We start from the raw sequence: 26208 nt of genomic DNA, 5'->3' as shown, positions 1-26208 counted from the left end.
TCATTCTTCGGTCCCGGGCCGTCCGCGGGAACCCCGGCGGAGACGCGGGAGAGGGGCGCCGGGAGATCACGAGGAGAGGGGCACCGGGAATCACGGGGAGAGCGGCACCGGGAGATCACGAGGAGAGCGGCGTCAGGAGACGCGGGGCAGGCGGCCCGAGTCGACCGAGTCGAGCACCCGGGCGGCGCCGCCCAGGGCCGCCGCGCCGTATCCGAGGCCGGAGGCGACGACCTGGCAGCCGCCGGAGTCCGGGGCGATGGTCCGCCCGCTCATCTCCGCGGCGACCGCGGGCAGCAGCCACGGCGCCAGCGGCACGTAGTAGCCGCCGAGGATGACCACCTCGGGGTTGAGCAGGTTGGCGATCACGGAGACGCCCTTGCCCAGGTGGCGGCCGACCCCGGCGAGCAGGTCGAGGGTGCGGTCGTCGCCGGAGCGGGCCAGCCGTACCACCTCCTCCAGCTCGATCTCGACCTCGGCCGGGGAGAGCGCCGAGTGCTGGAGAACCGCGCCGATCCCGGCGACGGCCTCCAGGCAGCCGAGCCGCCCGCAGCGGCACTCGGCGCCGAGCGGGTCGAGCTGGATGTGGCCGATCTCTCCGCTGTATCCCCGGGCTCCCCGGCGCAGCCGCCCGTCCAGGATGACCCCGGCGCCGACCCCGATCTCCCCGGTGAGGTAGACCAGGTTGGCCGTGCCCGCCTGGGGGCCGAAGCGGTGCTCGGCCAGGGCGGCGAGGTTGGCGTCGTTGTCGATCTGGACGGGGAAGCCCGGGTCGCGCAGCGCCTTGGCGAGGTCGCCGGACAGGTCCACGTCGCGCCAGCCGAGGTTGGGCGCGATGAGCACGGTGCCGTCCGTGCCGACCAGTCCGGGGACGCCCACGGTCAGCCCGAGGACCTGGCGCTCCTCCTTGGCCATCCGCCCCGTCACCCGGCGCACGAGCGCCGCGACGGCGGCGACGGCCTGGTTGACCGTGCTGGTCGTGCCGGGGAAGGAGCGCCGCCAGGACAGCAGCCGCTCACCCGACAGGTCCACCGCGACCGCGGTGACGTAGTCGACGTTGATCTCGACCCCGATCGCGGCGTACGGCGAGCCGTCGAGCACCAGCATCGTGGCCGGGCGGCCGACGCGGTTCTCGGTCAGCCCGGTCTCGCGGACCAGGCGGCGATCGATAAGGTCGGCGACCAGACTCGATACGGTCGCCTTGTTGAGCCCGGTGGAGGCCGCGATGTCCGCACGGGAACACGGTGCGTGCTCCCGCACGAACCTCAGCACCACGGCGAGGTTGGTCGCCCGCACGTCGGCGAAGTCGGCCGGCTGCGGGTTCGTCGTAGATGTGATCAAGGTCAGTCCCGTCCTGATCGGCCCAGGTGATGTCCGCGGACGCCCCCGGCTGGCCCCATCATGCCCCACCCGCCCCGGTACCCGCGATCGACGGACCCTTGTGGCGGGAGTCGCCCTCGACTAATTTGTTTGGTCAAAAGACGAACTAACTCTATCGCGAGCCGTCCTCAACCGACACCCCCGATCCAAGACCTACGAAGGGAACGCGCCGTGAACAACTCCCCCGAGGGCGCGACCACCAGCCGCCGGGGCTTCCTCGGCCTGGTCGGACTCAGCGCGGTCGCCGTCGCGAGCGGCGGCCTGCTGGCCGGCTGCTCCACCCCGGCCGGCCCCCGGCCCGGTTCCGGCGGCGCCACCGCGGCCGCCCTCGACAAGCTGACCTCGCTGACGCCGGCCCACGTCCCCTACGCGGGCGTCACCCCCGACATCGTCGGGCAGAACGGCGCACCCGGAGGCTTCACCAAATACCCCGCCTCCCTCGTCGACGCGATCACCGCCAAACCCGGCAAGGGCGGCCACTACAAGGCCATGACCCCGCTGTGGGGCCCGCTCCCGCCGCCGCTGGGCAAGAACTCCTACTTCGAGGCCGTCAACGCCGACCTCGGCGCGACCATCGAGTTCAACATCCTCGACGGTATGACGATCATCGAGAAGATGAACGCGGTCATCGCCGGCGGCGACGTCGTCGACATCACGATGATCCCGAGCTGGACCGTCAACCAGATCCCCCAGTTCGGCGAGGCCGTGGACCAGCTCTTCGAGGACCTCACCCCCCACCTGCAGGGCGACGCCGTCAAGAAGTACCCGATGCTGGCCAACATCGCCACCGACGCCTGGAAGTGGGGGGTCTTCAACGGCAAGCTGATCGGCATCCCCGGCAGCTACACCTTCCCGATGGGCCTGATCCTCCTCTACCGCAAGGACCTCTTCGACGCAGGCGGCTGGACCGCCCCCAAGACCGCCGACGAACTGCTCGCCCTGGGCAAGGAGATCACCGACCCCAAGAAGAAGCGCTGGGCCTTCGGCGACATCAAGCTGATGACCTACCAGCTCTTCCGCGCTCCCAAGGAGTGGGCCCTGTCCGGCGGCAAGCTGGTCCACCGGTACGAGACACCGGAGTTCGAGGCCGCGGTCGCCTTCATGCGCAAGCTCTACGAGGGCAAGCTGATCCACCCCGACATCGTCGGCAGCAAGGGCGCCAACGCCAAGGAGCTGTTCAAGTCCGGCCAGATCCTCATCACCCAGGACGGCTTCGGCGGCTGGAAGGAGATGCTGGAGCAGATGCTCCCGACCAAGCCCGACTTCTGGATCGAGGGACTGCCGCACTTCGGCCACGACGGCGGCGCTCCCGGCTACCACAAGAACGAGGAGCCGGGGCAGTACACCTTCATCAAGAAGGGCCTGGGCAAGGAGAAGGTCGAGGAGATCCTGTCCCTGCTGAACTACCTGGCCGCGCCGTTCGGCACGCAGGAGAACATGCTGTCCGTCTACGGCGTCGAGGGCAAGCACTACACCAAGACCGACGCCGGGGCCCCCAAGCGGACCGACCTCGGCCTCAAGGAGGCCCCGCCGACCTACTTCTTCCTCAGCGGCCGGCCCGACGCGATCACCGAGAGCGAGCTCCCCAGGTACGTGGAGACCGCGGCCACCTGGTACAACGAGGCCGCCAAGCACTGGGCGCCCAATCCGCACGAGGGCATCCGCATCCAGCGGCCCGCCAAGTACGCCGCCCTGGAGCAGCCCACCGAGGACAAGATCCAGGACGTCGTCCGCGGCCGCCGCCCGCTCAGCGAGCTGAAGCAGGTCGTCGAGGAGTGGCGCAAGGACGGCGGCGACGAGAGCCGCGAGTTCTACATGAAGGTGCTGCAGGACAACGGCCGTGCCTGAGAACCGCACCGACGACGTCCCGGCGGGCGACCTGTCCTCGCCCGCCGGGTCGGGAACCACCACCCCGCTCGCCTCGGCCACGCAGCCCGCTCCGACCACGCGGTCCGCTCCGGCCACGCAGTCCGCTCCGGCCACGCAGTCCGCCTCGGCTGCGCAGCCCCGGCCCGCCGCGCCGGTCGCCGCCCGCCGTACCGGTGGCGGGCTCCGCGGCGGCGGCGGCAAGTCCCGCACCGGCGGCAAGCCCCGCGCCCCGATACGGCAGCGGCTGCTGCGCGACTGGCAGCTGCTGCTGATGGCCCTGCCCGCGGTCGGGCTGCTGGCGCTGTTCCACTACGTCCCGCTGCTCGGCAACGTCATCGCCTTCCAGGACTACTCCCCCCACGTCGGGATCGCGGAGAGCCCCTGGATCGGCTTGACCAACTTCCAGTGGCTGCTCACCGACCAGAGCTTCTGGGACGCCACGCTGAACACGCTCACCATCACGGCGTTCCAGCTGGTGTTCTACTTCCCGATCCCGGTCTTCCTGGCGATCCTGCTCGACAGCGTGATGAGCCCCCGGATCCGGTTGTTCGTCCAGAGCATCGTCTACATGCCGCACTTCTTCTCCTGGGTGCTGGTCGTCACGCTGTTCCAGCAGATCCTGGGCGGCGCGGGCCTGATCTCCCAGTTGCTCCGGGCCAACGGCTACGACGGCATCGACATCATGACCAACCCGGACACCTTCCTGCTGCTGGTGACGGCGGAGTCGGTGTGGAAGGACGCCGGCTGGGGGACGATCATCTTCCTGGCCGCGCTGGCGGCGATCAACCCGAACCTCTACGAGGCGGCGGCGGTGGACGGCGCCGGCCGGTGGCGGCGGATGTGGCACATCACCCTGCCCGGGCTGCGCCCGGTCATCGTGCTGCTGTTGATCCTCCGCCTCGGCGACGCGCTCAACGTCGGCTTCGAGCAGTTCTTCCTCCAGCGTGACGCGGTGGGCCGGGAGGCCGCCGAGGTGCTGGACACGTTCATCTTCTGGCGCACGCTCGTCACCGGGGAGTGGAGCTACGGCGCCGCGGCCGGCCTGGTCAAGGGCGTGGTCGGCCTGGTCCTCATCCTCGTGGCCAACAAGGTCGCCCACCGGTTCGGCGAACAGGGAATCTACAAACGATCATGAGTACACGTCCCGTCTGGGAGGAGCGGCCCAGCCTGCCGGGCAGGCTGGCCAAGGGCCTGACCCTGTCCTTCATCGCGCTCATCGTCCTCTTCCCGATCTACATCGTGACGCTCACGAGCCTGTCCCCCGCCGACGCGGTGAACGAGGCCGGCGGCCTGGTGGTGGTGCCCGACGGGTTCTCCCTCGCCGCCTACCGGGAGCTGTTCTCCGGCGGCGTGGTCACCCAGTCCGTGCTGGTGAGCCTCGGCATCACCGCGGTGGGCACGGCGGTGAGCCTGGTCTGCACGGTGCTCGCAGCCTACGGCCTGTCCCGGCCGGGCTCGCTGTTCCACCGGCCGCTGCTGTTCATGATCCTGCTGACGTTCCTGTTCACGCCGGGCATGATCCCCAGCTACCTGCTGGTCAAGTCGCTCGGCCTGATCGACAGCTACTGGTCGCTGATCCTGCCGGGCGCGATCAACGCGTTCAACCTCGTGGTGATGCGGGCCTTCTTCATGAACATCCCGGAGGAGGTGCCGGACAGCGCCCGCATCGACGGGGCGAGCGAGTTCCGCATCCTGACCCGGATCGTGCTGCCCATGTCCAGGGGCGTCATCGCGGTCATCGGCCTGTTCTACGCCGTGGGCTACTGGAACGCCTTCTTCAACGCGATCCTGTACCTGAACGACAACGCCAAGTGGCCGCTCCAGCTGGTGATGCGGCAGTACGTCCAGCAGGGCCAGTCGCTCACCCTCGGCGCCGCGGTGGACACCTCGTCCGGCGGCGCGCTCCCGCCCAACCTGGCGATCCAGATGGCCATCGTGGTGCTCGCACTGCTGCCCGTGCTGTTCATCTACCCGTTCGTCCAGCGCCACTTCACCAAGGGCGTCATCATCGGCGCCGTCAAGGGCTGAACTCCCGATGACCTGCGCACCCGCCTTACGCTTTCCCTCGCCACCCAATGGTGCCAATGTACAATGTGTTTATAGTTAACCAACAAAGGAGGGCGGACATGAGCGTCACCCAGATCGACATCGACGACGAGGCCCTCGCCGAGGCCATGCGCATGCTCGGGACCACGACGAAGAAGGACACCGTGAATGCGGCGCTGCGGGAATACGTCGCCCGCGTCAAGCGCATCGAGGCCTTGGAGAAGCTCTCCGCCCGGGCGGCACGCGGGGAGTTCGACGAGGCCGTCGCGGCCCACGAGAAGGCAAAGCAGGCGCGGAAGGACGCCTTCTCTTGAGGGGTTACCTCATCGACGCCTCCGCGCTGTGGTACCTGCTCCGCACGCCGGAAACACAGGAAGCCTGGACGGACCGGATCACCTCCAGAGCTCTGAACATCTGCGAACCCACCCGGACTGAATTCCTCTACTCGGCGACCGGCCCCGATCATCGGGATGAGCTGGAGACGGAGCTGAACGATCTATGTCGGCTCGCCACCGTTCCCAAGACCGCATGGCGTTGGGTTGAGCAGGCACAGTACAAACTCACCCTGAAGGGGCAACATCGCTCAGCAGGAGCAATCGACCTCCTGCTCTGCGCCACCGCCGTCCACCACGGACTCACGTTGCTTCATGTCGACAACGACTTCGTCACGGTCTCGGCGGTCATGACCGAGCTCCAGCAGCGCGACATTCGCATCCCCTGAGTCATCTCAGAGCGCCTGCACGCGCGGCGGTCATTCCTCCTCGGGGGCGCGGGCGGCGCGTTCGCGGGCGAGTTCGGCCCTCAGTTCCCGGACCTGCTGCTGGAGCTCGAAGATCCGGCGGACGGCGGCCAGGCTCATGCCCTCGCCGATGAGCCGGACGGCGTCCTGGACCGCGCCGATCTCGTGGCGGCTGTAGCGGCGCTGCCCGCCGGAGGAGCGGGAGGGACGCACGACGTCGTGTTCGTCGAGGCGGCGCAGGAACGCCTGCTGGACCTGGAGCATCTCGGCCACCTGGCCCACGGAGTACAGCGCCGCGTGCTCGTCGTCGAACGGCAGGCGGGCCATCGTTCCTCCCTCTCTGACGATCCTTCACCGAAGACGACGAGGTGGGCGCCGCGTTTCCCGGCGCCCACCTCACTGTCGTCCCCTCAGGCCTTGATGGATCTCTGCTCGGCCTTCTGGATCTCGATCTTACGGGGCCTGGCCTTCTCGATCACCGGGATGCGGACCGCGAGAACCCCGTTGGAGTAGGCGGCGTCGATCTTCTCGCTGTCGAGGTGCTCGGACAGGTAGACGCGGCGGGTGAAGGTGCCCATCTGGCGCTCGCGGACGAACAGCCGGTCCTCCTGGCCGTACTCCTCCTCGCGGCGGGCGCTCACCGACAGGACGCCGCGGTCGACGGTCACCTCGATGCTCTCGGGGTCGATGCCGGGCAGGTCGAACTTGAGGAGGACGTCGTCCTTGCGGCGGACGCCGTCCAGAGGCATGGCGGCACCCGTGTTGCCTTCACGCCACCCGAGGGTCTGACGCGCGAGCCGGTCGAACTGACGGTCGAACTCCTGGACGAAGGGGTCGATCGACGTCAGCAGCATGGAGAACCACCTCCGTATGTACAGGCAGGTTTCCTCAGGTCTGCCTTCTCGAAAACCTCTTACTGAAGTTATAAGTTATCGGCAGCCGCGGATGCAAGTCTTCACCGGAAAAATCTTGTACGGCCGCGCCCCGCGTTCCCGTACGGACCCGCCCCTTCCCGTACAGACCCATCAGTTCCTGTATGAGCAGGTACGGACACGTACGGCCCGCACTCCGCAGCTGCGGGGTGCGGGCCGTACGGAGGACGACGTCACGGGGTCAGGACGAGATCCCTGATCCGCAGGTCGCCCCTGGCCACCAGGTAGACGTCGTGCCTGCCGGAGGTCCGGGCGAGGGCGGCGGTGGCGGTGGACCACCGGTAGATCCCGCCGGTGGCGGGCACCGCGACCGTGCCGACGAGCCTGCCGGTCGGTGAGCCCAGGCGGACCTCCACCGACGCGGCGGTGTCCGTGGCGACGCCGAGGGTCACCCCGGTCACGCCCCGGCCGAGGTCGGCGCCGGAGAAGGCGATCCACTCACCGGGGGCCGCCTCGACCGCGTCCCCGCTCGCCTTGGTCTCGTCGACCAGCTCCACCCCGGCGTAGTCGTCGAAGTCGGCGGCCCGGACGGTCCGGGTCAGGTCGCGTGCGGGGATGCGCTCGCCGTCCACCCGGATCGTCGTGCGCTGACGGATGTGGTCGGAGGCCGAACCGACGAGCACGTCGTGGGTGGACGTCTCGACCGCGAAACGGTTGCGGGTCACGTCCCACAGCGCCAGGTCGGCGGTCTTCACCCGGAACGTCACCGTCTTCGACGCGCCCGGGGCGAGGCTCACCCGCTCGAACCCGCGCAGCTGCCTGACCGGCTGCTTCACCCGGGAGGAGTGCTGGCGGGTGTAGAGCTGCACGACCTCGTCGCCGGCGCGCGATCCGGTGTTGGTCACCTTCACGCTCACCCGGTGGCCGTCGCCGTCGCGTACCGCGCGCAGCCCCTGGTAGCCGAAGGTGGTGTAGCTCAGGCCGTGGCCGAAGGCGTACAGCGGCTCGTCGGTGGAGTAGAGATACGTCGAGCCGGTCTTGATGATGTCGTAGTCGAGGATGTCCGGCAGCTCGGTCCCGGCGCGGGGCCAGGTCTGGGTGAGGCGGCCGGCCGGGTTGGCGGTGCCGTACAGGATGTCGGCCAGGGCGTGGCCGGTCTCGGCGCCCGCGTGGGTGGTCCACAGGATCGCCGGGACCTTCTCCGCCAGGCGGTCGATCGTCGTCGGGTAGCTGTTCTCCAGGACCACCACGGTGCGGGGGTTGGCCGCGTGCACGGCCTCGACCAGGGCCCGCTGGCCCTCGGCGAGGTTCAGGTCCGTGCGGTCGTGGGCCTCGCGGCCGTTGATGAACGGCATGCTGCCGACCACGACCACCGCCACGTCGGCGCTCTTGGCCGCCGCGACCGCCTCGTCGATCCCGCTGCGCACCGTCTCCTTGGTGAAGCGGGTGGCGTTCTCGGCGGTGGTGAGCGAGAGGGCGCCGTCGGCGGCGGCCCTGACGTAGACGTCCGGGCCGAACCACGGCTCGGCGGTCTCGTAGCCCGCGTAGCGCAGCAGCGTCGCCCCGTCGGCCTGGGCCTCCAGTTTGAACTGCTCCTGCACGAACCAGCCGGCGGGCTGGTCCTGGGTGTTGGCCAGGGTGGACCAGTTGGCGCGGCTGACGTACTTGCCGTTGGCGACGCTGCGCAGCGTCACGATGCCCGCGCCCCAGTCGAAGACGTCGAACTGCTCGGCCTGTCCCGCCGTGGTCGCCGAGAGCCTCAGGTCGCCGCCCGCGCCGGCCTGGGCGGTGAGGTACCTCCCGTCGGCCTTGAGCGCGATCCGGTCGACGCCCTCGGTGCCGACCGTGCCCGCGGCCCGCTCCCTGATCCCGTCGAGCGGGGTGACCTGGTACGGCAGTTTGCCGGAGTACCAGTCCGTGTAGAGGGTGTCCGCCAGCGGGCCGACGACCGCGACCTTCTCCGTGGCGTCCAGCGGGAGAGCCGGGGGCTCGTTCCCGGATCGGGAGTTCTTCAGGAGCACCATCGCCTCGGTGGCGGCGCGCCGGTTCAGCGCGCGGTGCCCGGGGCTGTCCACCACCGCCTTGGTGATCTTCCCGTACGGCCCGCCGTCCGGATCGAACTCGCCCAGCCGGAAGCGCACGCTGAGGATGTTGCGCACCGTCCGGTCGATGTCGGCCTCGGTGAGCAGGCCTTGGTCGAGGGCGGCGTTGACCGAGGCGACGGTCGGGGCGCCGTTGGTGTCGTCCACCGTGAAGCTGTCCACCCCCGCCTTGACCATCGCCGCGGCGGCCTCGGGCTTGGTGGCGAAGTAGCGCTGGGAGCCGGTCAGGTTGTTGGGACCTCCGGCGTCGGAGACGGTGAACAGGGTCCGGTCCGTCCAGGTCCGCACGCTCGCGTTGAGGTCGGTGACCGTGGCGGGGCGGCCGTTGACGAGGTTGTAGGCGGTCATCACGCCGGTGGCGGCGTCGGCCGAGATCGCGGTCCTGAACGCCGGGATCTCGTACTCGTTCATGACCCGGGGCCGCAGGCTGGAGTTGGCGGTGTCCCGGCGGACCTCGTTGTTGTTGGCCATGTAGTGCTTGAGCACCGGGGCGGTCTTGAGGTGGTCGGGATCGTCGCCCTGCAGGCCCCGGCCGTACGCCGTGGAGATCGCCCCGGTGAGCAGCGGGTCCTCGGAGTAACCCTCCTCGTTGCGGCCCCAGCGCGGGTCGCGCAGCAGGTTGACCACGGGCGCCCAGAGCTGCAGGCCCCACACCCGCGGGTTCTCGGAGTGGTATCCGCGGGCCTCGTCGCCGACGGCGGAGCCGATCCTCTTGACCAGGTCCGGGTTCCAGGTGCTGGCCAGACCGACGGCCTGCGGGAAGACCGTGCCCCGGGCGGTGACGACGTTGCCGCGGTTGTCGATGTCGGTGGACCAGGCGACACCGTGCAGCGCCTCGGTGCCGGTTTTGAACAGCCCGATGCCGAGCCGGTCCACGGCGGGCTGGTACTGGTGCAGCCAGGAGACCTTCTCGGCCAGGGTCAACCGGCCGAGCAGGTCGTCGATCCGCTGCTGGAGCGGGAGTGAGGGGTCGCGGAAGGGGTACTCGGCCTGGGCCTGGGCCTGGGCCTGGGCCTGGGCCTGGGCCGGGGCCGCGCACAGCCCCAGAGCCAGGGCCAGTGCGGCGGCGGCCGCCGCGGGTGTGCGAAGGGGCATCGCTCGACGTCCTTACTTGATCGCTCCCACGGTCACGCCGCGGGTCAGGGTGCGCTGGAAGATCAGGAAGAAGACGACCGCCGGGAGCACGCCGAGCAGCGCCGAGGCGCTGGACATGGTGGCGTCCATCATCTTGTCGCCCTGCAGGACACCCAGCGCGACGGGGACGGTCTGGTTCTCGTTGGAGATCAGGAAGATCAGCGGGAGGAAGAACTCGTTCCAGGTCCAGATGAAGAAGAAGATCAGCAGTACGGAGAGCGTCGGGCGGCTGACCGGGACCACGATCCGCCACAGCGCCCGCCACTTCCCGGCCCCGTCGATCGCGGCGGCCTCCAGGATCTCGTGCGGGAACCGGCCGAGCACCGAGGCGAGCAGGTAGGTCCCGAACGCGCTCTGGATCACCGTGAAGATGATGATCATGCTGAGCCGGGTGTCGTAGAGGCCGGCCTCCTTGGCCAGGTAGTACAGCGGGTAGACCAGCGCCTCCTGCGGGAGCGTGTTGGCCACCAGGAAGACGACCATGATCCAGACACGGCCGCGTACCCGGCCGACGCCGAGCGCGTAGGCGTTGAGGACCGACAGGACCACCGCGAGCACCGCCACCGAGCCGCTGATCAGCAGGCTGTTCCAGAGCTTGCCGCCGAAGTCGACCCGGTTCCAGAACTCGACGATCCCGTCGAAGTGGAGCCCGTCGGGCAGGCTCAGCGGCCCGTTGGCGGAGTAGTCCTCCGGGGACCGCACGGCGTTGAGGGTGACGACGGCGAACGGCACCAGCATCACGACGGCCAGCACGGCCAGCGAGATCAGGACCGAGTACTTCCGGATCATGATTGCCTGTCCTCGTTGTCCTGGATCCGCAGGAAGAGCGCCGTGACCATGATGATCAGCAGGGTGAGCACGGTGGCGATGGCGGCGCCGTACCCGACGTTGGCCTTCTCGAAGAAGTTCTGGTAGCTGAAGTACGACGGCACGAGCGTGGCCCCACCGGGGCCGCCGCGGGTCAGCACGAAGATCGGGCCGAACACCTTGAGCGCCGCGATCGTGCAGGTCAGCAGGACGACGTAGATCTCCGGCCGGATCTGCGGGATCGTGATGTGCACGAACCGCCGCCACCATGACGCCCCGTCCATCTCCGCGGCCTCGTACAGCGCGGGGTCCACCCGCTGCAGGCCCGCCATGAAGATGACGACGGGATACCCGATCTGGAACCAGACCATGATCATCATCACGCTCGGCAGCGCCCAGCCGGGGTCGCCCAGCCAGCTGCGCGGTTCCGCGCCGAACAATCCGAGGAAGGCGTTGAGCGCGCCGAACCGGGGGTGCATGATCCACCCCCAGACGATGCCGGCGACCGCGACCGGCAGCACCTGCGGCAGGTAGTAGGCGGCCCGCAGCACGCTGGCCGTGCGGGGGCCGAACTTCTTGCCCACGTAGTCGAAGAGCGTCGACGCCAGGACCAGCCCGATGATCGTGGGGATGATCGCCATCGCCACGATCAGCGCGACGTTGTTGCGGAACGACGCCCAGAACCGCTCGTCGGCGAAGAGCCGCGTGTAGTTGTCGATGCCCAGCCACCGCGGGTCGCCGATCCCCCGCCACCGGGTGAAGGAGATCCCGATGTTCATCAGGAACGGCACCACGATCACCGCGGTGAACAGCACCGCGCTGGGCAGCAGGAACACCCAGTAGCCACCGGTACGGCGACGCCGGGGGCGCGGCTCCGGCTCGCGGACCGCCTTCGGCCGCGCGGCCGGAGCGTGCACTGCCATCTGTCTCTCCGGGATGTCAGCCGCCGATGTCGGCGAGGTTCTCCTCGTACGGCGCCGCGATCTCGTCGAGCACCTGGGCGGGCGTCCTGCTGCCGTTGATCAGGTTCTGCACCCCGGCGACCAGCACGTCGTAGTAGCCCGGCGCGGGCCAGTCGGGGTAGAACGCCAGCCCGTCGCCGGACGAGAGCTTCGTGAAGTTCTCGATCAGTTCCTTGCTCTTCGGGTCGGTGATCGCGGCGGGGTCGGCCGCCACCGGGACGCCGCCGGAGTTGCCGAGCAGGTTCTGGATCTCCTTCTTCATCGTGATGTCGATGAAGTCGTAGGCCAGGTCCTTGTTCTTGGCGTTCTCCGGGACCACCCAGATGTTCCCGCTCGACCCGGCGCTCATGGTGTTGCCCGGCCACAGGAACGAGCCCCACTCGAAGTCCTTGATCTCGGAGGCGAACCGGCCGTACCACCACGAGCCGGTGACCACGATCGGGTACTTGCCGCCCATGAACGACACGCCCATGTCCTCGGCCTTGATGGCCGCCGAGTCCTTGGCGATGTAGCCCTTCTTCACCCAGTCGGCCATGGTCTCGGCCGCGTAGGTGAACTCGGGTCCGCGGAAGTCGACCTTGCCCTTGTAGAGCTGGAAGCTGTCCACCCACGGGCGCTGCGCCTTGGACAGGGCGAGCTGGTAGAAGATCTGCTGGGCCGGGTACTCGGCGCCGCCGACCGCCAGCGGGGTCACCCCGGCCTCGACGAAGGTGTCCATGGCGGCGGTGAACTCGTCGAAGGTCTTCGGGACCTCGACCTTGTGCTTGGTGAACAGGTCCTTGTTGTAGTAGACCATCACGTACTCGGCGTAGTTCGGGATGCCGAACCACTTGCCGGCGCCCATGATGCCCCGGTCGTCATACTTCGCGGTGGTCTGCAGCGACGGACTGAGCAGCTTGTCCCAGCCGCGCTTGGCCACCTCGGGCGTCAGGTCGGTCAGCAGCCCCTGCTGGGAGAGCAGACCCGCGGTGGCGTTGCCCTTGTTGTACTCCATCACGTCCGGCGCCTCGTCCGAGTTGAGGATCATGCCGGCCGACTGGCGGATCTGCTCGAACGCCTTCTCCTCGAACTGGACTCTGACCCCGGGGTGCGAGGCCTCGAACTGCTTGATCGCCTCGGCCCAGGCCTTGCCCATCGCGCCGTCGGCGCTCTCGTAGTGCCAGAGCTTCAGCACGCGGGGACCGTCGGAGGCGGCGGGCTTGCCCGCCTCCGGCTCGCTGTTCCCGCAGGCGGCCAGGGCCGCGAGCGCGGCCGCCGTGACCAGCGCGACCGCGCCGGTTCTCACCTTGGACATCGTTCTCTCTTCTCCTGTGGGATCCCCCGAGATTTCCTGCGGGCGCCGGGAGTCCTCCCCGGGCGCCGGGAGGCGCGGCTACCGGCCGCCGACCCGCTCGACGCCGGTGATCCGCGCCGGTCCGTCCGCCCGGATTCCGCCGGCGGTCACGGTGACGGTGGTGTCGCCGTCGACGTCGGAGATCACGGCGGTGCCGGTGGCGGTGCCGTACCCGATGAGGGTGATCTCCCCGAACGGGCCGTCGCCGACGGTCTCGCCGGGCTCGGTGAGGACCGGGATGAGCGCGCCGTGCCGGACGAACAGCGGGATCTCCTCCAGCGGCGCCGAGACCGTGACGTACCGCCCGCCCGCGTGCACCTCGCCGGTCCAGTGGTCCACCCAGTCCCCGGCCGGGAGGTAGACCCTCCGGGTCCCGTCCGGCGAGATCATCGGGGCCACCAGCAGGTCGCGGCCGAGCAGGTACTCCAGGTCGGCCTGCCAGGCGACCGGGTCGTCCGGGTAGTCCACGCACAGGGCCCGCATCATCGGCGCGCCGGTCCGGGCGGCCTCGACGGCGGCGGTGTAGAGGTACGGCATGAGCCGGTAGCGCAGCTTCAGCGCGGCCACCGCCTCGGCCTCCACCTCGGGGAACTCCCACGGCTCCCGACTGGTGGTGCCGTGCAGCCGCAGCAGCGGGGAGAGGGCGCCGAACTGGGTCCAGCGGACGTACAGGTCGTCGGTCGGGCGACCGGTGAACCCGCCCGCGTCGTGGCTCCAGAACGGGATGCCGGACAGGCCGTGGGCGAGGCCGCCGCGCAGCGTGCTGCCCATCGCGGGATAGCCGGTGTAGGTGTCGCCGCTCCACTGGGCCGAGTGCCGCTGCCCGCCGAGGAAGGACGAGCGCGCCCAGACCATGCCGTGCCCGGCGACCTCGCGGGTCACCTCCGAGACCACGTCGTTGAAGAGCAGCGTGTAGACGTTGTGCAGGTCGGTGCCGGTCATCCCGTTGAAGGCGACGGCGTCGTGCGGGACGCCCTCGGCGAAGTCGGTCTTGAAGACCTGCACGCCCTGCTCCAGCAGCGGGCGGAGCAGCCCGCGGAACCACTCGGCGGCGTCCGGGTTGGTGAAGTCGACGATGCCGCAGGCCGGGTAGGAGCCGTGCCAGGAGTCGGCCACGTAGACCTCGCCATCCGGCTTCTTCAGGAAATATCCGGCTTCGGCGGCGGCGGGGAAGGCCGGGCTCAGGTGGGAGATGTACGGGTTCATCCAGAGGCAGACCTTGAAGCCCATCTCCTTCAGCTCGGCCAGCATGCCGGCCGGGTCGGGGAAGTTGCCCTCGTCCCAGCGCAGGTCGGACCAGTGCCCGTCGGTCTGCCAGTAGGTGTCCAGGTGGAGCACGTCGCACGGGATGCCGCGCTCGCGGATGGTCCGCGCCCGGTTCATCACCCGCTCCTGGGTGTCCACGAAGAACCCGGAGGAGATCCAGGTGCCGAACGCCCACTTCGGCGGGAGGAGGGGGCGGCAGGTCAGCCGGTCGAACCGGTCGAGGATCTCCGGTGGGGTCGGCCCGGCGATCACGTAGTAGTCGATCAGGTCGTCCGGGACGACGATCTGCACGCAGCTGTGGGTGGTCTGGCAGACGTCGAACTCCACCGGCGCCCCGCTGTCGACCAGCACGCCGTACCCCCGGCTGGACAGGTAGAACGGCACGTTCTTGTAGGCGCGCTGGGACTCGGCCCCGAAGGCGTCGAAGTTCCACATCAGCGGCCGCTGGCCGCGCTTGTTCAGCGGGGTGAAGGACTCGCCGAAGCCGGTGAACGCCTCGTCGGCGGGGGCGGCGAAGCTCTCGTGGTAACCGGCCACCGCGCCGCCGGCCAGGGAGCGGCCGAACGGGAGCGTGCGCAGCCGGCCGCTGATGTCGGTGTGGCCGGGGTCCTGCTCCAGGAGCGTCACCCCGGAGGCGTCGGTGAAGCGCAGGTGCCACGGGGACAGGGTGATCTCCGCCCGGATCGGGCCCGCGTCGACGAGGATCGTCCCGGGCGCGCCACCGCTCCCGTCCGGACCGCCACCCGCGCCGAGCGCGCTCCCGCTCACGCTCACGCTCACCCCGAGCACGTCACCGCCGCCGTCCCCGGCCGGGCCCCGGTGCTCCACCCGCGCCCCGGCGAAGGCGCCCGGGGTGACCATGGAGATGGCCCGCGCCGAACGGGTCCGCGCGTCGGCGTCCTGGCCGAGCCGGACCCGGATCACCCCCTCGCCCGCCACGCCCACCTGGACCACCAGCGTCTCACCGGCCGAGGTCGAGGCCTTCAACGTCACTCCGGCCTCGTCGGCCGCCACCGGCTCCGCCGAGGTCAGCGCAGACAGACCGCCCTCGCCGTGCGCGCGCACGGGCAGTTCCGGCGGGTCGGCGACGAAGTACTCATGCGCGATCAGAGGGGGACGGTAGGGCATGGGGGCTCCAGCGCTCAGACTTTCTGTTCCCGAGTTAGTTTTGCGTCCAAACCAACAAACGTCAATGGCACCGTCTCTCCCGGAAGCACCCGGGCCCGCTGCGCACCCCAGGTGACCAGGAGCGGCGTCCAGGCCGTGATCACGGCCTCCGCCCGGCCCGGTTCCCAGGTCAGGCGTTCGACCCTGCCGCCGCGCACGACCAGCCCGTGCGCCTCGCCGTACGGCCACTCCCGCGGCAGGGCGGGCAGCAGGTCCAGCCGGCCGTACCCGGAGGCCGGGAGCGAGGACCGCACGAGCATGGCGGCCACCACCGCGGGCAGCCCGCCGCAGACGTCCACGTTGAAGATCGCGTCCCGGTTGTGGGTGGAGACCAGGTTCTCCTCGCGCCAGTAGCGGGTGGCCAGCAGCGTCACCGTCTCGTACGCCTCCTCGGCCAGCCCGAGCGCCGCCGCCGCCAGCCCGAGCTGGACGAGCCCGAACGCCATCTCGTCGCTGTCCGATCCCCGCCACCACTCCAGCCGCCGCCGGACCGCGAGCGCCGCTGCGGCCTCCAGCCGGGGATCGGCGAAGGCCGGGTCCCGCTCGTACCAGAGGGGATACAGGTGGGAGGCGTGCCGGTGAGCATGGTTGTCCGCACCGGGACCCGCCGGACCGTCCGCGCCGGGCCCCCCCGCGTCGCCCGTACGGAAGCCCGTCGCGCCGATCCACTCGGCCAGCTCCCCGGTCGGCGCGATCCGGTAGTCCGGGAGCCGGTCCAGGAGCCGCCGCCACCGGGCATGGTCCGTCCCGAGGAGTCCGCCCGCGTGGACGAGGTTGCGCAGCACGTCCCGGGCGACCGCGACGTCCATCGTCGCGTTGACGCACGCCTGGGAGTCGCCCCCGGCGGGAGTGTTCTCCGGCGAGTAGGACGGGACGAAGTCACCGTTCCCCGCCAGGAAGTCCTCATAGAACAGGGCCGTCTCGACCATGAACGGCCAGGCCCGGTCCCGGAGGAAGGCCAGGTCCCCGGTGTGGGCGTAGTAGTCGTAGTAGAGCCTGGCCAGCCAGCCCGCCCCGGCCGTCCAGAAGGTCAGGCACCAGACCGGCCCGAAGTGGTTGTGCAGGCCGTGCGTCGACATGTGGGCGGGGACCAGGATCCCGCGGCAGCCGTACAGCCTGCGGGCGTTCTCCCTGAAGTCCGCCAGCTTGGCCTCCAGCAGGTCGAACACCGGCGTCATCAGCTCCGGCGCCCCGGTCACCGCCAGCCCCGCCACCGCCGAGGCCAGGTTCCCGTCCAGGGTGAAACCGCTGCACCAGGGCGGGCTGTAGGTCCCGCTCCACACTCCCTGCAGGGTCGGCGGCAGCTGCCCCGAACTGCAGATCACCGCGTACCGCCCCGCCTCGACCAGCCGTGTGACCGCCTCCTCCGCGTCCACCCGCACCACGCTCCCCACGACCCCCACGCCCCCCGCCTCCGTACGGCGGCCCAGGCGGATGGAGGAACGGGCGAACAGTTCGCCGTGGACGGCCGCGTGCTCGCGCAGCAGGACGTCGAAATCGGGAAGGACCTCGTCGATCGGGCCCGGTCCGCTGCCGTGGATCACCGTCCGGGCGAGGACGAGCGCCTCACCGTCGATCACGAGACCGTCGGCGCGCGGCTCGGACCCGCCGACGACCCGGCACTCGACCGTGTATCCCCTGATCGCCCCGGGCCACGGCGCGGTGAACTCCGCCTCAAGGAGGAGACGGCCTGGGCCGGTGCTCCGGGCGAACCGGATGGGAACCGGCGGCTCCTCCTCGATCGGAGCCAGCCTCAGCGACCCCCCGGCTCCCGAGTAGCGGATCACCACCACGTCGGCCGGACGGGAGACGAACACCTCCTGCCGCGCCTCCCCCCACTCCTGGGTCACCAGACCCGTCGCGAAGTCACACGCTCTGCGGTAGTCCCCGGACGCGGAGAGGGGAACGAAGGCGAGGGTGGCGGAGGGGACGAGGGGGTCGATCCAGCGGGTGGTCGCGTAGCCGGGGTGTTCCCCGGCGGCGAGTTCGACGACCCGTTCGGCCGCCTCCCGCGGGCGCCCGCCGTACAGCGACGCCCGCAGCCCGGGCAGGGCGGAGGCGGTGGACGGGGGCGGCAGCGGTTCGGTGACCGGCAGGAACAGGCGCTCGTGGGAGAACGTCACCCGCAGGTCTCCCGGCCCGCGGTCCAGACCGCCCGGCCCGCCGGGACCGCCGTAGACGAGGGCTCCCTGGCGGCCGTTGCCGGTGATCAGCGCCTTCTCCCAGTCCCCGGTCGCGTGCCTTGAGACGAATCCGTGATCCATGGATAATTAGTTTAGATATCGTACTAACAAAGGAACCAGAGTGCGCTGGCCGAAAGGGCTCGACGGGTTGTGTTACGGCGGGGACTACAACCCCGAGCAGTGGCCGGAGGAGGTGTGGCACGAGGACGTCCGCCTGATGCGCGAGGCCGGGGTCAACCTGGTCAGTCTCGGCGTGTTCTCCTGGGCGCGGCTCGAACCGGCCGAGGGCGTCCACGACTTCGGCTGGCTGGACCGCGTCCTGGACCTGCTCCACGACGGCGGGATCAGGGTCAACCTGGCCACCCCCACCGCCTCCCCTCCCCCCTGGTTCTCCCTCGCCCATCCCGACGCGCTCACCGTCACCGCCGGCGGGTCCCGGCTCACCCACGGCAGCCGCGACACCTACTGCGTCGCCGCCCCGCCGTACCGCGCCGCCTCCGTCCGCATCGCCCGCGCGCTGGCCGAGCGCTACGCGGACCACCCCGCGCTGGCCATGTGGCACGTGCACAACGAGTACGGCACCTGGTGCCACTGCGACCACGTCGCCGCCGCCTTCCGCGCCTGGCTCCGGCGCCGGCACGGCGCCCTGGAGGCGCTCAACGACGCCTGGACCACTGCGTTCTGGAGCCAGCACTACTCGGCGTGGGAGCAGGTCATGCCGCCCCGCGCCACCCAGTACCTGCCCAATCCCTCCCAGGTCCTCGACTTCCGCCGCTTCCTCTCCGACGAGATGCTCGACCACTTCCGCGAGCAGAAGGCGATCCTGCGTGAGCTGACCCCCGACGTCCCCGTCACCACGAACTTCGTCTTCGGCGACTGGGTCCCGGTCGACCAGTGGAAGTGGGCGCAGGAGGTCGATCTCGTCGCGATCGACCACTACCCGGGCGAGAACCCCCCGGAGGAGACGGCCTTCGCCGCCGACCTCGCGCGCGGCTGGGCGCGGGGCAGGCCCTGGCTGCTGATGGAGCAGGCGGTGGTGACCTACACCGGCCCCCGGATGGTGGCCAAGCGGCCCGGGGAGATCACCCGGCTGAGCCTGTCGCACGTCGCCCGGGGCTCGCGCGGGGTGATGTTCTTCCAGTGGCGGGCCTCGCGGGGCGGGGCCGAGCTCTGGCACAACGGGATGGTCCCGCACGCCGGGCCGGACTCGCGGATCTTCCGCGAGATCCGCGACCTCGGCGCGCTCCTGCCCACGCTCGCCGAGGCCTGCGAGGCGCCGGTCACCGCGACGGCCGCGATCCTGTGGGACACCGAGGCGGGCTGGGCGCTCCAGTCGCCCGGCTTCCCCTCCACGGAGGTGAACTACCTGGATGCCGTACGGCAGGCGCACCGGGTGCTCTACCGGCACGGCGTCACCGCGGACATGGTCCACCCCTCGGCGGACCTGTCCTCCTACGACCTGGTGATCGTCCCCAGTCTCTATCTCGTCTCCGACGAGACCGCCGCCGGTCTGCGCCGCTACGCGGAGACCGGCCCGGGAACCCTCCTGGTCTCCTTCCTCAGCGGGATCGCCGACGAGCACGCGCGGATCCGGCTCGGCGGCTACCCCGGAGCCCTGCGCGACCTGCTCGGCATCCGGGTGGAGGAGTTCCACCCGATCGGCGACCCGGTGACCCTGGACACCGGTGACACCGCCTCCGTCTGGACCGAGCACGTCCACCTGGCGGGGGCCGAGGCCCTGGCGCGCTACCCGGACGGCACCCCCGCGATCACCCGCCACGGCCGGGCCCTCTACCTGTCCACCCGGCTCGACGACGACGCCTACGCCCGTCTGCTCGGGCTCGGCCCCGCCGTCACGGTCGAGACGGTACGGCGCGGCGACCGGCTGTTCGTCATCAACCACGGCGACGAGGAACGGGAGATCCCCGGTAGTCTGCTGCTGCCCCCCGGAGGCTACGCGGTGGTCGGGATTCCCGGTGGCTCCCCGGCGATCCCCCCGTCCGAGACGATGTAGCCGACGTTCAAGTCAGTGTCCAGCCGGATGAAATGATCTGCTGGCACGCTCGGGGCTGCTCGTGAAGGAGGCAACCCGTGCGTCGTCCCACTCCCCTGACGTTCATCCCGCTGACCCTGGCCACCGCGGCCTTCGCCCTGTCGGCGCTGGCCGCCGCGCCCGCCCACGCCGCGACGGCGCCGGCCGCGACCGGCAAGGCCGCAGCGGGGCCCTGCAAGCCCGGTGAGGGTCCCGACCTGCGGGGCCGGGACTTCACCAAGGGCGCCCAGCTCCCCGACAACCTGCGCTGCGCCGACCTGACGGGGGCGAAGCTGGACGACATCGAGTTCGTCCAGGAGGACATGACCGGGGCGGTCCTGCGCGGGGCCTCGCTCAAGCGGACCCGGTTCACCCAGGCCACGCTGAAGTACGCCGATCTGCGCGAGGCCGACTTCACCGAGGCCGACCTCGGGCAGGCGCGCTTCCACCACGCCGACCTGCGCAAGGCGATCATGGTCGACGCCGAGGCGGGGCAGGCCGAGTTCCCGTACGCGAACCTGACGGGCGCCGACCTGACCCGCGCCGTGCTCACCCAGGCCAACTTCACCAGCGCCAAGCTCATCGACGCCGACCTCACCGACAGCACCCCCGGTCAGCTCAAGGGACGCAAGGCCGACTTCACCCGCGCCAAGCTCCACGAGGCCAAGATGGGCCAGGCGAACCTGCAGAACGCCACGTTCAAGGACGCCGACCTGACCGAGGTCGTGTTCACCCAGGCGGAGCTGGACGGGGTCGACTTCACCGGGGCGACGGTCCAGGACGCCGACTTCACCCAGGCCGACGACGCGAACCTGGCGGGCGCCAAGGGCAGCCCGAAGGGCATCGAGCTGCCCGAGCTGCCGGACCCGTCGCCGGCCGGGACGGACCCCGGAACCGAGCCCGCGTCGGCCGATCTGCCGGACGAGAAGGGCGGCTTCTCCGTGGGGCTCGTCATGGTCGTGCTCAGCGCGGTGGGCCTGGCGCTCACCGTGGTGGCCTGGGGCGTCAGCGCCCAGCGGCGGGCCAGGGGGCAGGCGCGGTTCGCCCTCATGCGGCGCGGCGCCGAGGAGGACATCACCCGGCTCGGCGAGGAGATCGACCAGCTCGACTACGAGTTCCAGGTCAGCGGGCACAGCGGCATGACGGCCGACCAGGACTGGCGGCTGGCCATCGACGCCTACGAGGCCGCCAAGAACGCCCTGGTCATGGCCAGGCGCGAGCAGGAGCTGCACGGTGTGGCGCGGGCCATCCAGGACGGCAGGAACGCGCTGACCCGCCTGCGCGCCCGGGTGCGCTGAAGTCCCCGTGTGGCGCCCCAGCTCACCGGGGGTCCGAGGATTGTTACCCATACGTAACTTCTTCCTCCGTTACCAGCGGTAACACCGCGGGATACCGTCGGGTCACTTTTCCCGCACGCGTACCGGCCGCCATCGGCCGGCAAGGACGTGAGGAGACGGCCCGTGAACCACTCCCGCACCCCGCCACGCGCCTCCACCGCCATCACCGCCATCACCGCCGTCGTCACCGCCTCGGCGGTGGTGCTCGCCGGAACCGCCCCCGCCCACGCCGCCGGTCCTGCGACCCCCGCCGCTCACACCACCGCCGTCACCGCCGAATCCTCCGGGACGGCCTCCGGCGCGACCGCGCCCTCCATCCGGTTCGTCACCATCTCCGGCCACGGCGGCACGAAGCTCGCGGCCAACGTCGTCGCCCCCGGCGGCCGGGACGGCGGGCGCCGCCTTCCCCTCGTCGTCCTGCCCACCAGCTGGTCCGTGCCGCAGGTCGAGTATCTCGTCCAGGCGCAGAAACTGGCCTCCGCCGGTTACGTCGTGGTGAGTTACAACTCGCGCGGTTTCTGGCAGTCCGGCGGGAGGATCGAGGTCGCCGGTCCGCGGGACGTCGCCGACGCCTCGAAGGTCATCGACTGGGCGCTGCGGCACACGCCCGCCGACCCCCGGAAGATCGGCATGGCGGGCATCTCCTACGGCGCCGGCATCAGCCTGCTCGCCTCCGCCTTCGACCGCCGCATCAAGGCCGTCGTCGCGATGAGCGGCTGGGCGGACCTCGTCGACTCCATCTACAGCGGACGGACCCAGCACTCCCAGGCCTCGGCCCTCCTCGTCGGCAGCGGTTACCTCACCGGCCGCCCCAGCGCGGACCTCCAGCGGTACATGGAGGCCTTCTTCACCTCGGACCTGAGCCGGGAGTCCGAGATGATCGCGTGGGGGCGGAAGCGCTCTCCCAGCACCTACGTGTCCAGGATCAACGCCAACGGCGCCGCGATCATGCTGGGCAACGCCTGGGGCGACTCGATCTTCCCGCCCAACCAGTACGCCGACTTCTACGACAGGCTCACCGTCCCCAAACGCCTGGAGCTCCGCCCGGGCGACCACGCGACCCCCGAGGCGACCGGCCTGCTGGGGCTCCCGAACGACGTGTGGCGGAACTGCCGCCGCTGGCTCGACCACCATCTCAAGGGCGCGGACAACGGCATCGACCGGGAGCAGCCCGTACGGCTCACGCCTCGCACCGGCGGCCGCGGCGAGGGGTATCCCAGCTGGCGGGCCGTACCGTCCGGGACCCGGAAGATCCCACTCGCCGGCACCCGGCGGATCTCCGCCGGCCTCGACTCGGGGGCGAACGGCGGGCTGATCTTCCTCTCCAGCGCCCTCGACCAGTTCGCCAAGGCCCCGCCGGAGGTCGCGGTCCCCCTGCTCCCGCGCGCCCACACCGCCGTCTGGCAGTCGCGGCCGTACCCGGGCAGGCAGCGCGTGCGCGGCACGGTCACGCTGCGCACCACGGTGACGAGCACCCGGGCCCGCGGCACGGTCATCGCCCACCTCTACGACGTCGGCCCGCTCGGCAGGGGGAAACTGATCACCCACGCGCCGTTCACCTTCCACGGCAAGCGCCCCGGCAGGCCGTTCCCCGTCCACCTGGAGCTGTTCTCCACGGCCTACGACGTCCCCGCCGGTCACCGGCTGGCCCTGGTCGTCGACACCGTCGACTCGCTCTACATCGAGCACAACCCGGACGGGGCCAGGCTCACCTTCTCCTCCCCGGCGGGGAACCCCTCGTACGTCTCGGTCCCCCTGCGCCGCCCGTAACGCTCAGCTCCGCCGGCGCGCTGCCGATGTGACCCGTTGTCAGCTGTGGGCAACGGAGGGGGACGGAGACATCATGCTCCTGGTGGTTCCGCTGTTCGGCCTGTCCGCCATGATCGCCGCCTCCGTGGCCGCCATGGGCTGGGCCCGGCGGCGCCAGGCACCGCTGTTCGGCCTGCTGTCGTTCTTCTCCGCGGGTGTCGCGCTGTGGGCGATCTCCGATGTGATCTCCTTCCTGGTCGGCGACCCCGGCAAGGCGCTGCTGTGGGGCAGCGTCCTGCTCCCGGCGGAGTCCGTCGTCACCGCCGGGTTCTTCTGCCTGGCGGCGACGGTGGCCGACCGCGCCTGGCGGGTCTCGTGGCGCACGGTGGCGCCGCTCCTGATCGAGCCCACGACCTTGATCGTCCTGCTCGCCACCAACCCGTGGCACCGGTTGTTCATCCCCGGAGTCGCCAGAGGGGCCTGGCAGGGCGAGCTCATCCTCCAGCTCGGACCGCTCTACTGGCCGCACGTCGTCTACGGCTACGTCCTGGTGCTCATCTCCCTGGTCCGGGTGGCCCGGGCCCGGCGCCGGGTCCCGCGCGAGCAGCGCTGGATCTACAACTGGACGCTCACCACCGCGCTGCCGCCGATGCTGATCAACCTGGTCGGCCTCCCGCTGGAGAACCAGTACTCGGACATGACGTCCGTCGGGTTCGCCATCACGGTGATCATCGCCTACCGGATGGTGGCGCACCCGACCCTGCCCGAGCAGATCCCGGTGGCACGCCAGCAGGTGTTCGACACGCTCTCCGACGCGGTCATCGTGACCGACCAGCACGGCCGGGTCCTGGACCACAACCCCGCCGCCCGCCGGCTGGTGGAGCGGATCCGCCCGGCCGCGGCGCACCCGCCCGCCGGACCTCGGGCCTCCCACGCCGAACCTCAGGCGTCCCACGCCGGACCTCGGGCCTCCGACGGCGGAACGCAGCCCTCCGCCGCCGAGCCGCGGGCGTCCTTCACCGGATCGTCGATCACCGAGGTGTTCGGCGCGGACCTGCCGCTGCGGGAGACGGCCCAGACCGAACAGTCCCTGCTCGACGTGGGCGGCAGCGGCCTCGACCTGCACCTGCGGATCAGCCCGCTGCACGACCGCAGGGGCGGCTGCATCGGCTGGGCCCTGGCGGCGCACGACGTCACCGAGGCCAACCGGCTCCGCCGGGAGATCGAGGCGGCCAACGCGCTCCTGCGCGAGCAGGTTCTCCGGGACGCGCTGACCGGCCTGTACAACCGCAGGTACCTGATGGACACGCTGCCGGACATGCTGGACGGGGCCGTCGCCTCCGGCGCCCCGCTGAGCCTGGCCGTCGTCGACATCGACCACTTCAAGCAGGTCAACGACACCTACGGCCACGCCGCCGGCGACGCCGTCCTGATCCGCGTCGGCCAGGCGCTCAGCGCCGGCGTCCGGCACGACGACATCGTCGCCCGGATGGGCGGGGAGGAGTTCGTGATCGTCCTGCCCGGCATGAGCGCCGAGGCGGCCCGTACCCGCCTGAACGAGATCCGCGAGGCGGTGGCGGAGGCCCGGACCCGGGCCGGTGAGCACCGGCTCTCGGTCACGGTCAGCATCGGCTTCGCGACCTTCCCCGCCGTCCGGACCGTCACCGAGCTGGTCGACAGCGCCGACGAGGCCCTCTACGCCGCCAAGGGGCTGGGCCGCGACCGCGTCGAGCAGGCCGTGACGCCCGCCCCCGGCGGCACCGTCGTCCCGTTCGGGGCGGACGAGCGCCGGACGGCGTGACCCGGCGCCCGGCGGCGGGCACCGGGGACGGACGCGTCAGATGCCGGTGGGCGTCATCGGCTGCATGAGCCGGCGGGCGGCCTCGGTGATGGAGCCCGACAGGGACGGGTAGACCGCGAAGGTGTGGGCGAGCTGGTCCACGGTGAGACGCTGCTGCACGGCCACCGAGACGGCCAGGATCAGCTCGGAGGCGCGCGGGGCGACCACGACGCCGCCCAGGATGATGCCGGTGTGCGGGCGGCAGAACAGCTTCACGAAGCCGTCGTGGAAGCCCTGCATCTTCGCGCGGGCGTTCGTGGCGAGCGGGAGCTTGACCACGTTGGCGTCGATCTCCCCGGACTCGATCGCCTTCTGCGCGATGCCCACGGCGGCGATCTCGGGGTCGGTGAAGATGTTGGAGGCGACGGTGGCCAGGCGGAGCGGCTGCACGGCCTCGCCCAGGGCGTGCCAGACGGCGATGCGGCCCTGCATGGCGGCGACCGAGGCGAGCATCAGCACACCGGTGCAGTCACCGGCCGCGTAGACGCCGGGCGCGGAGGTGCGGGAGACCTTGTCCACCTGGACGAACCCGCCCCGGTCGAGGGTGACCCCGGCCTCCTCCAGGCCGATCCCGGCGGTGTTGGGGACCATGCCGACGGTCATCAGGCAGTGGCTGCCCTCGGCGGTACGGCCGTCCTCCAGGGTGACGACCACGCCGTGGGGGGTGCGCTTGACCGACTCGGCGCGGGAGCGGCCCATGACGTTCATCCCGCGGCGCCGGTAGACCTCCTCCAGGACCTCGGCGGCGTCGGCGTCCTCGTTCGGCATCATCCGGTCACGCGAGGAGACCAGGGTGACCTCGGAACCCAGCGAACGGTAGGCGCCGGCGAACTCGGCGCCGGTGACGCCGGAGCCGACCACGATGAGGTGCTCGGGCAGCTCCTCCAGGTCGTACATCTGCCGCCAGGTGAGGATGCGCTCCCCGTCGGGCTCGGCGGCCGGCAGGATGCGCGGGGTCGCGCCGGTGGCCACGATGACCACGTCGGCCCGGATCGTCCGGTCGCCCGCCCGGACCACCTGCGGGTCCACCAGCCGCCCGGGAGCCCGGACCACCTCGACGCCCTCGGCGGCGAGCCGCGCCGCGATGTCGGCGGACTGCGCCTGCGCCAGCTCCTTCACCCGCCGGTTCACCAGCGGCAGGTCGGCGACGGGGGTCCCGGCGTCGCCGTCGGGGCCTCCGGAGTAGTGCAGGCCCAGGGTGGCGGCGTCCAGCAGCGCCTGTTTGCGCACGGAGGTCGCGATCAGGGTCTTGGAGGGCACGCAGTCGGTGAGCACGCAGGCCCCGCCGGGGCCTTCCCGCTCGACCACGGTGACCTGTGCACCGAGTTGCGCGGCCACCAGCGCCGCCTCGTATCCGCCGGGCCCGCCACCGATGATCACGATCCTTGTCACT

Annotated in this window: 19 protein-coding genes; 9 read left to right on the top strand and 10 right to left on the bottom strand. The window is 70.8% G+C overall.

What is annotated here, in order from left to right; genetic code table 11:
• Window positions 1-132 precede the first annotated feature (132 nt).
• Window positions 133-1338 carry an ROK family transcriptional regulator gene (locus tag IEZ08_RS22880; protein WP_068921351.1) on the bottom strand — a complete coding sequence of 402 codons (1206 nt, stop codon included), beginning with the start codon at window positions 1336-1338 and terminating at the stop codon, window positions 133-135.
• A 210-nt stretch (window positions 1339-1548) separates the two neighbouring features.
• Here IEZ08_RS22880 and IEZ08_RS22875 point away from each other — a divergent pair, with 210 nt between their 5' ends.
• The 5 genes from IEZ08_RS22875 (at window position 1549) to IEZ08_RS22855 (ending at window position 6013) form a co-directional block, all read left to right on the top strand.
• Complete coding sequence (locus tag IEZ08_RS22875) at window positions 1549-3225, top strand: type 2 periplasmic-binding domain-containing protein (RefSeq protein WP_229803421.1); 1677 nt, start codon at window positions 1549-1551, stop codon at window positions 3223-3225.
• Window positions 3218-4381 (top strand): ABC transporter permease, encoded by a 1164-nt coding sequence (locus IEZ08_RS22870; RefSeq protein WP_229803419.1) that lies wholly within the window; start codon window positions 3218-3220, stop codon window positions 4379-4381. Before IEZ08_RS22875 ends, IEZ08_RS22870 begins: the two co-directional genes overlap by 8 nt.
• Complete coding sequence (locus tag IEZ08_RS22865) at window positions 4378-5274, top strand: carbohydrate ABC transporter permease (protein ID WP_068921349.1); 897 nt, start codon at window positions 4378-4380, stop codon at window positions 5272-5274. Before IEZ08_RS22870 ends, IEZ08_RS22865 begins: the two co-directional genes overlap by 4 nt.
• 98 nt (window positions 5275-5372) lie before the next feature.
• Window positions 5373-5606: a type II toxin-antitoxin system VapB family antitoxin gene (locus tag IEZ08_RS22860; RefSeq protein WP_068921348.1), complete on the top strand. Its 234-nt coding sequence runs from the start codon at window positions 5373-5375 to the stop codon at window positions 5604-5606.
• Window positions 5603-6013 (top strand): PIN domain-containing protein, encoded by a 411-nt coding sequence (locus IEZ08_RS22855; protein ID WP_068921347.1) that lies wholly within the window; start codon window positions 5603-5605, stop codon window positions 6011-6013. Before IEZ08_RS22860 ends, IEZ08_RS22855 begins: the two co-directional genes overlap by 4 nt.
• Window positions 6014-6043: 30 nt before the next feature.
• Here IEZ08_RS22855 and IEZ08_RS22850 read toward each other — a convergent pair whose 3' ends face one another.
• The 8 genes from IEZ08_RS22850 to IEZ08_RS40320 form a co-directional block, all read right to left on the bottom strand.
• Window positions 6044-6358, bottom strand: coding sequence for a MerR family transcriptional regulator (locus IEZ08_RS22850; RefSeq protein ID WP_068921346.1), 315 nt, complete (start codon window positions 6356-6358; stop codon window positions 6044-6046).
• 83 nt (window positions 6359-6441) lie between these two features.
• The gene (locus tag IEZ08_RS22845; RefSeq protein ID WP_068921345.1) at window positions 6442-6885 is read right to left on the bottom strand and encodes an Hsp20/alpha crystallin family protein; all 444 of its coding nucleotides are present in this window, start codon (window positions 6883-6885) and stop codon (window positions 6442-6444) included.
• Between the two features lie 251 nt (window positions 6886-7136).
• Entirely contained in the window at window positions 7137-10100 is a 2964-nt protein-coding gene (locus IEZ08_RS22840; RefSeq protein WP_189242854.1) for a glycoside hydrolase family 3 protein, read from the bottom strand.
• Window positions 10101-10112: 12 nt separating this feature from the next.
• On the bottom strand, window positions 10113-10928 hold the full coding sequence (locus IEZ08_RS22835) for a carbohydrate ABC transporter permease (RefSeq protein ID WP_068921343.1): 816 nt from the start codon (window positions 10926-10928) through the stop codon (window positions 10113-10115).
• Window positions 10925-11869 (bottom strand): carbohydrate ABC transporter permease, encoded by a 945-nt coding sequence (locus IEZ08_RS22830; protein ID WP_068921342.1) that lies wholly within the window; start codon window positions 11867-11869, stop codon window positions 10925-10927. Before IEZ08_RS22830 ends, IEZ08_RS22835 begins: the two co-directional genes overlap by 4 nt.
• A 16-nt stretch (window positions 11870-11885) precedes the next feature.
• Window positions 11886-13202: an ABC transporter substrate-binding protein gene (locus IEZ08_RS22825; RefSeq protein WP_068921341.1), complete on the bottom strand. Its 1317-nt coding sequence runs from the start codon at window positions 13200-13202 to the stop codon at window positions 11886-11888.
• A 78-nt stretch (window positions 13203-13280) separates the two neighbouring features.
• Window positions 13281-15635 carry a TIM-barrel domain-containing protein gene (locus IEZ08_RS22820; RefSeq protein WP_068921340.1) on the bottom strand — a complete coding sequence of 785 codons (2355 nt, stop codon included), beginning with the start codon at window positions 15633-15635 and terminating at the stop codon, window positions 13281-13283.
• Window positions 15636-15649: 14 nt separating this feature from the next.
• Window positions 15650-17938, bottom strand: coding sequence for a glycosyl hydrolase family 95 catalytic domain-containing protein (locus IEZ08_RS40320; RefSeq protein ID WP_189242853.1), 2289 nt, complete (start codon window positions 17936-17938; stop codon window positions 15650-15652).
• Window positions 17939-17978: 40 nt separating this feature from the next.
• On the opposite strand from IEZ08_RS40320, the gene IEZ08_RS22810 reads away from it, so the two are divergent.
• The 4 genes from IEZ08_RS22810 (at window position 17979) to IEZ08_RS22795 (ending at window position 24776) form a co-directional block, all read left to right on the top strand.
• Window positions 17979-19871 carry a beta-galactosidase gene (locus IEZ08_RS22810; protein WP_189242852.1) on the top strand — a complete coding sequence of 631 codons (1893 nt, stop codon included), beginning with the start codon at window positions 17979-17981 and terminating at the stop codon, window positions 19869-19871.
• 77 nt (window positions 19872-19948) lie between these two features.
• The gene (locus IEZ08_RS22805) at window positions 19949-21187 is read left to right on the top strand and encodes a pentapeptide repeat-containing protein (RefSeq protein ID WP_189242851.1); all 1239 of its coding nucleotides are present in this window, start codon (window positions 19949-19951) and stop codon (window positions 21185-21187) included.
• A 162-nt stretch (window positions 21188-21349) separates the two neighbouring features.
• On the top strand, window positions 21350-22996 hold the full coding sequence (locus IEZ08_RS22800; protein ID WP_189242850.1) for an alpha/beta fold hydrolase: 1647 nt from the start codon (window positions 21350-21352) through the stop codon (window positions 22994-22996).
• Between the two features lie 73 nt (window positions 22997-23069).
• Window positions 23070-24776 carry a histidine kinase N-terminal 7TM domain-containing diguanylate cyclase gene (locus IEZ08_RS22795; RefSeq protein WP_068921336.1) on the top strand — a complete coding sequence of 569 codons (1707 nt, stop codon included), beginning with the start codon at window positions 23070-23072 and terminating at the stop codon, window positions 24774-24776.
• 36 nt (window positions 24777-24812) lie between these two features.
• Here IEZ08_RS22795 and IEZ08_RS22790 read toward each other — a convergent pair whose 3' ends face one another.
• The gene (locus IEZ08_RS22790; RefSeq protein ID WP_068921335.1) at window positions 24813-26207 is read right to left on the bottom strand and encodes an NAD(P)H-quinone dehydrogenase; all 1395 of its coding nucleotides are present in this window, start codon (window positions 26205-26207) and stop codon (window positions 24813-24815) included.
• Window position 26208 lies beyond the last annotated feature (1 nt).

This window comes from Planobispora rosea (assembly GCF_014648175.1).
In the GTDB taxonomy this organism is placed as follows: Bacteria; Actinomycetota; Actinomycetes; order Streptosporangiales; family Streptosporangiaceae; genus Planobispora; species Planobispora rosea.
Note: the sequence above shows the minus strand (reverse complement) of the source record. Positions and strands in the feature narration are given on the sequence as shown.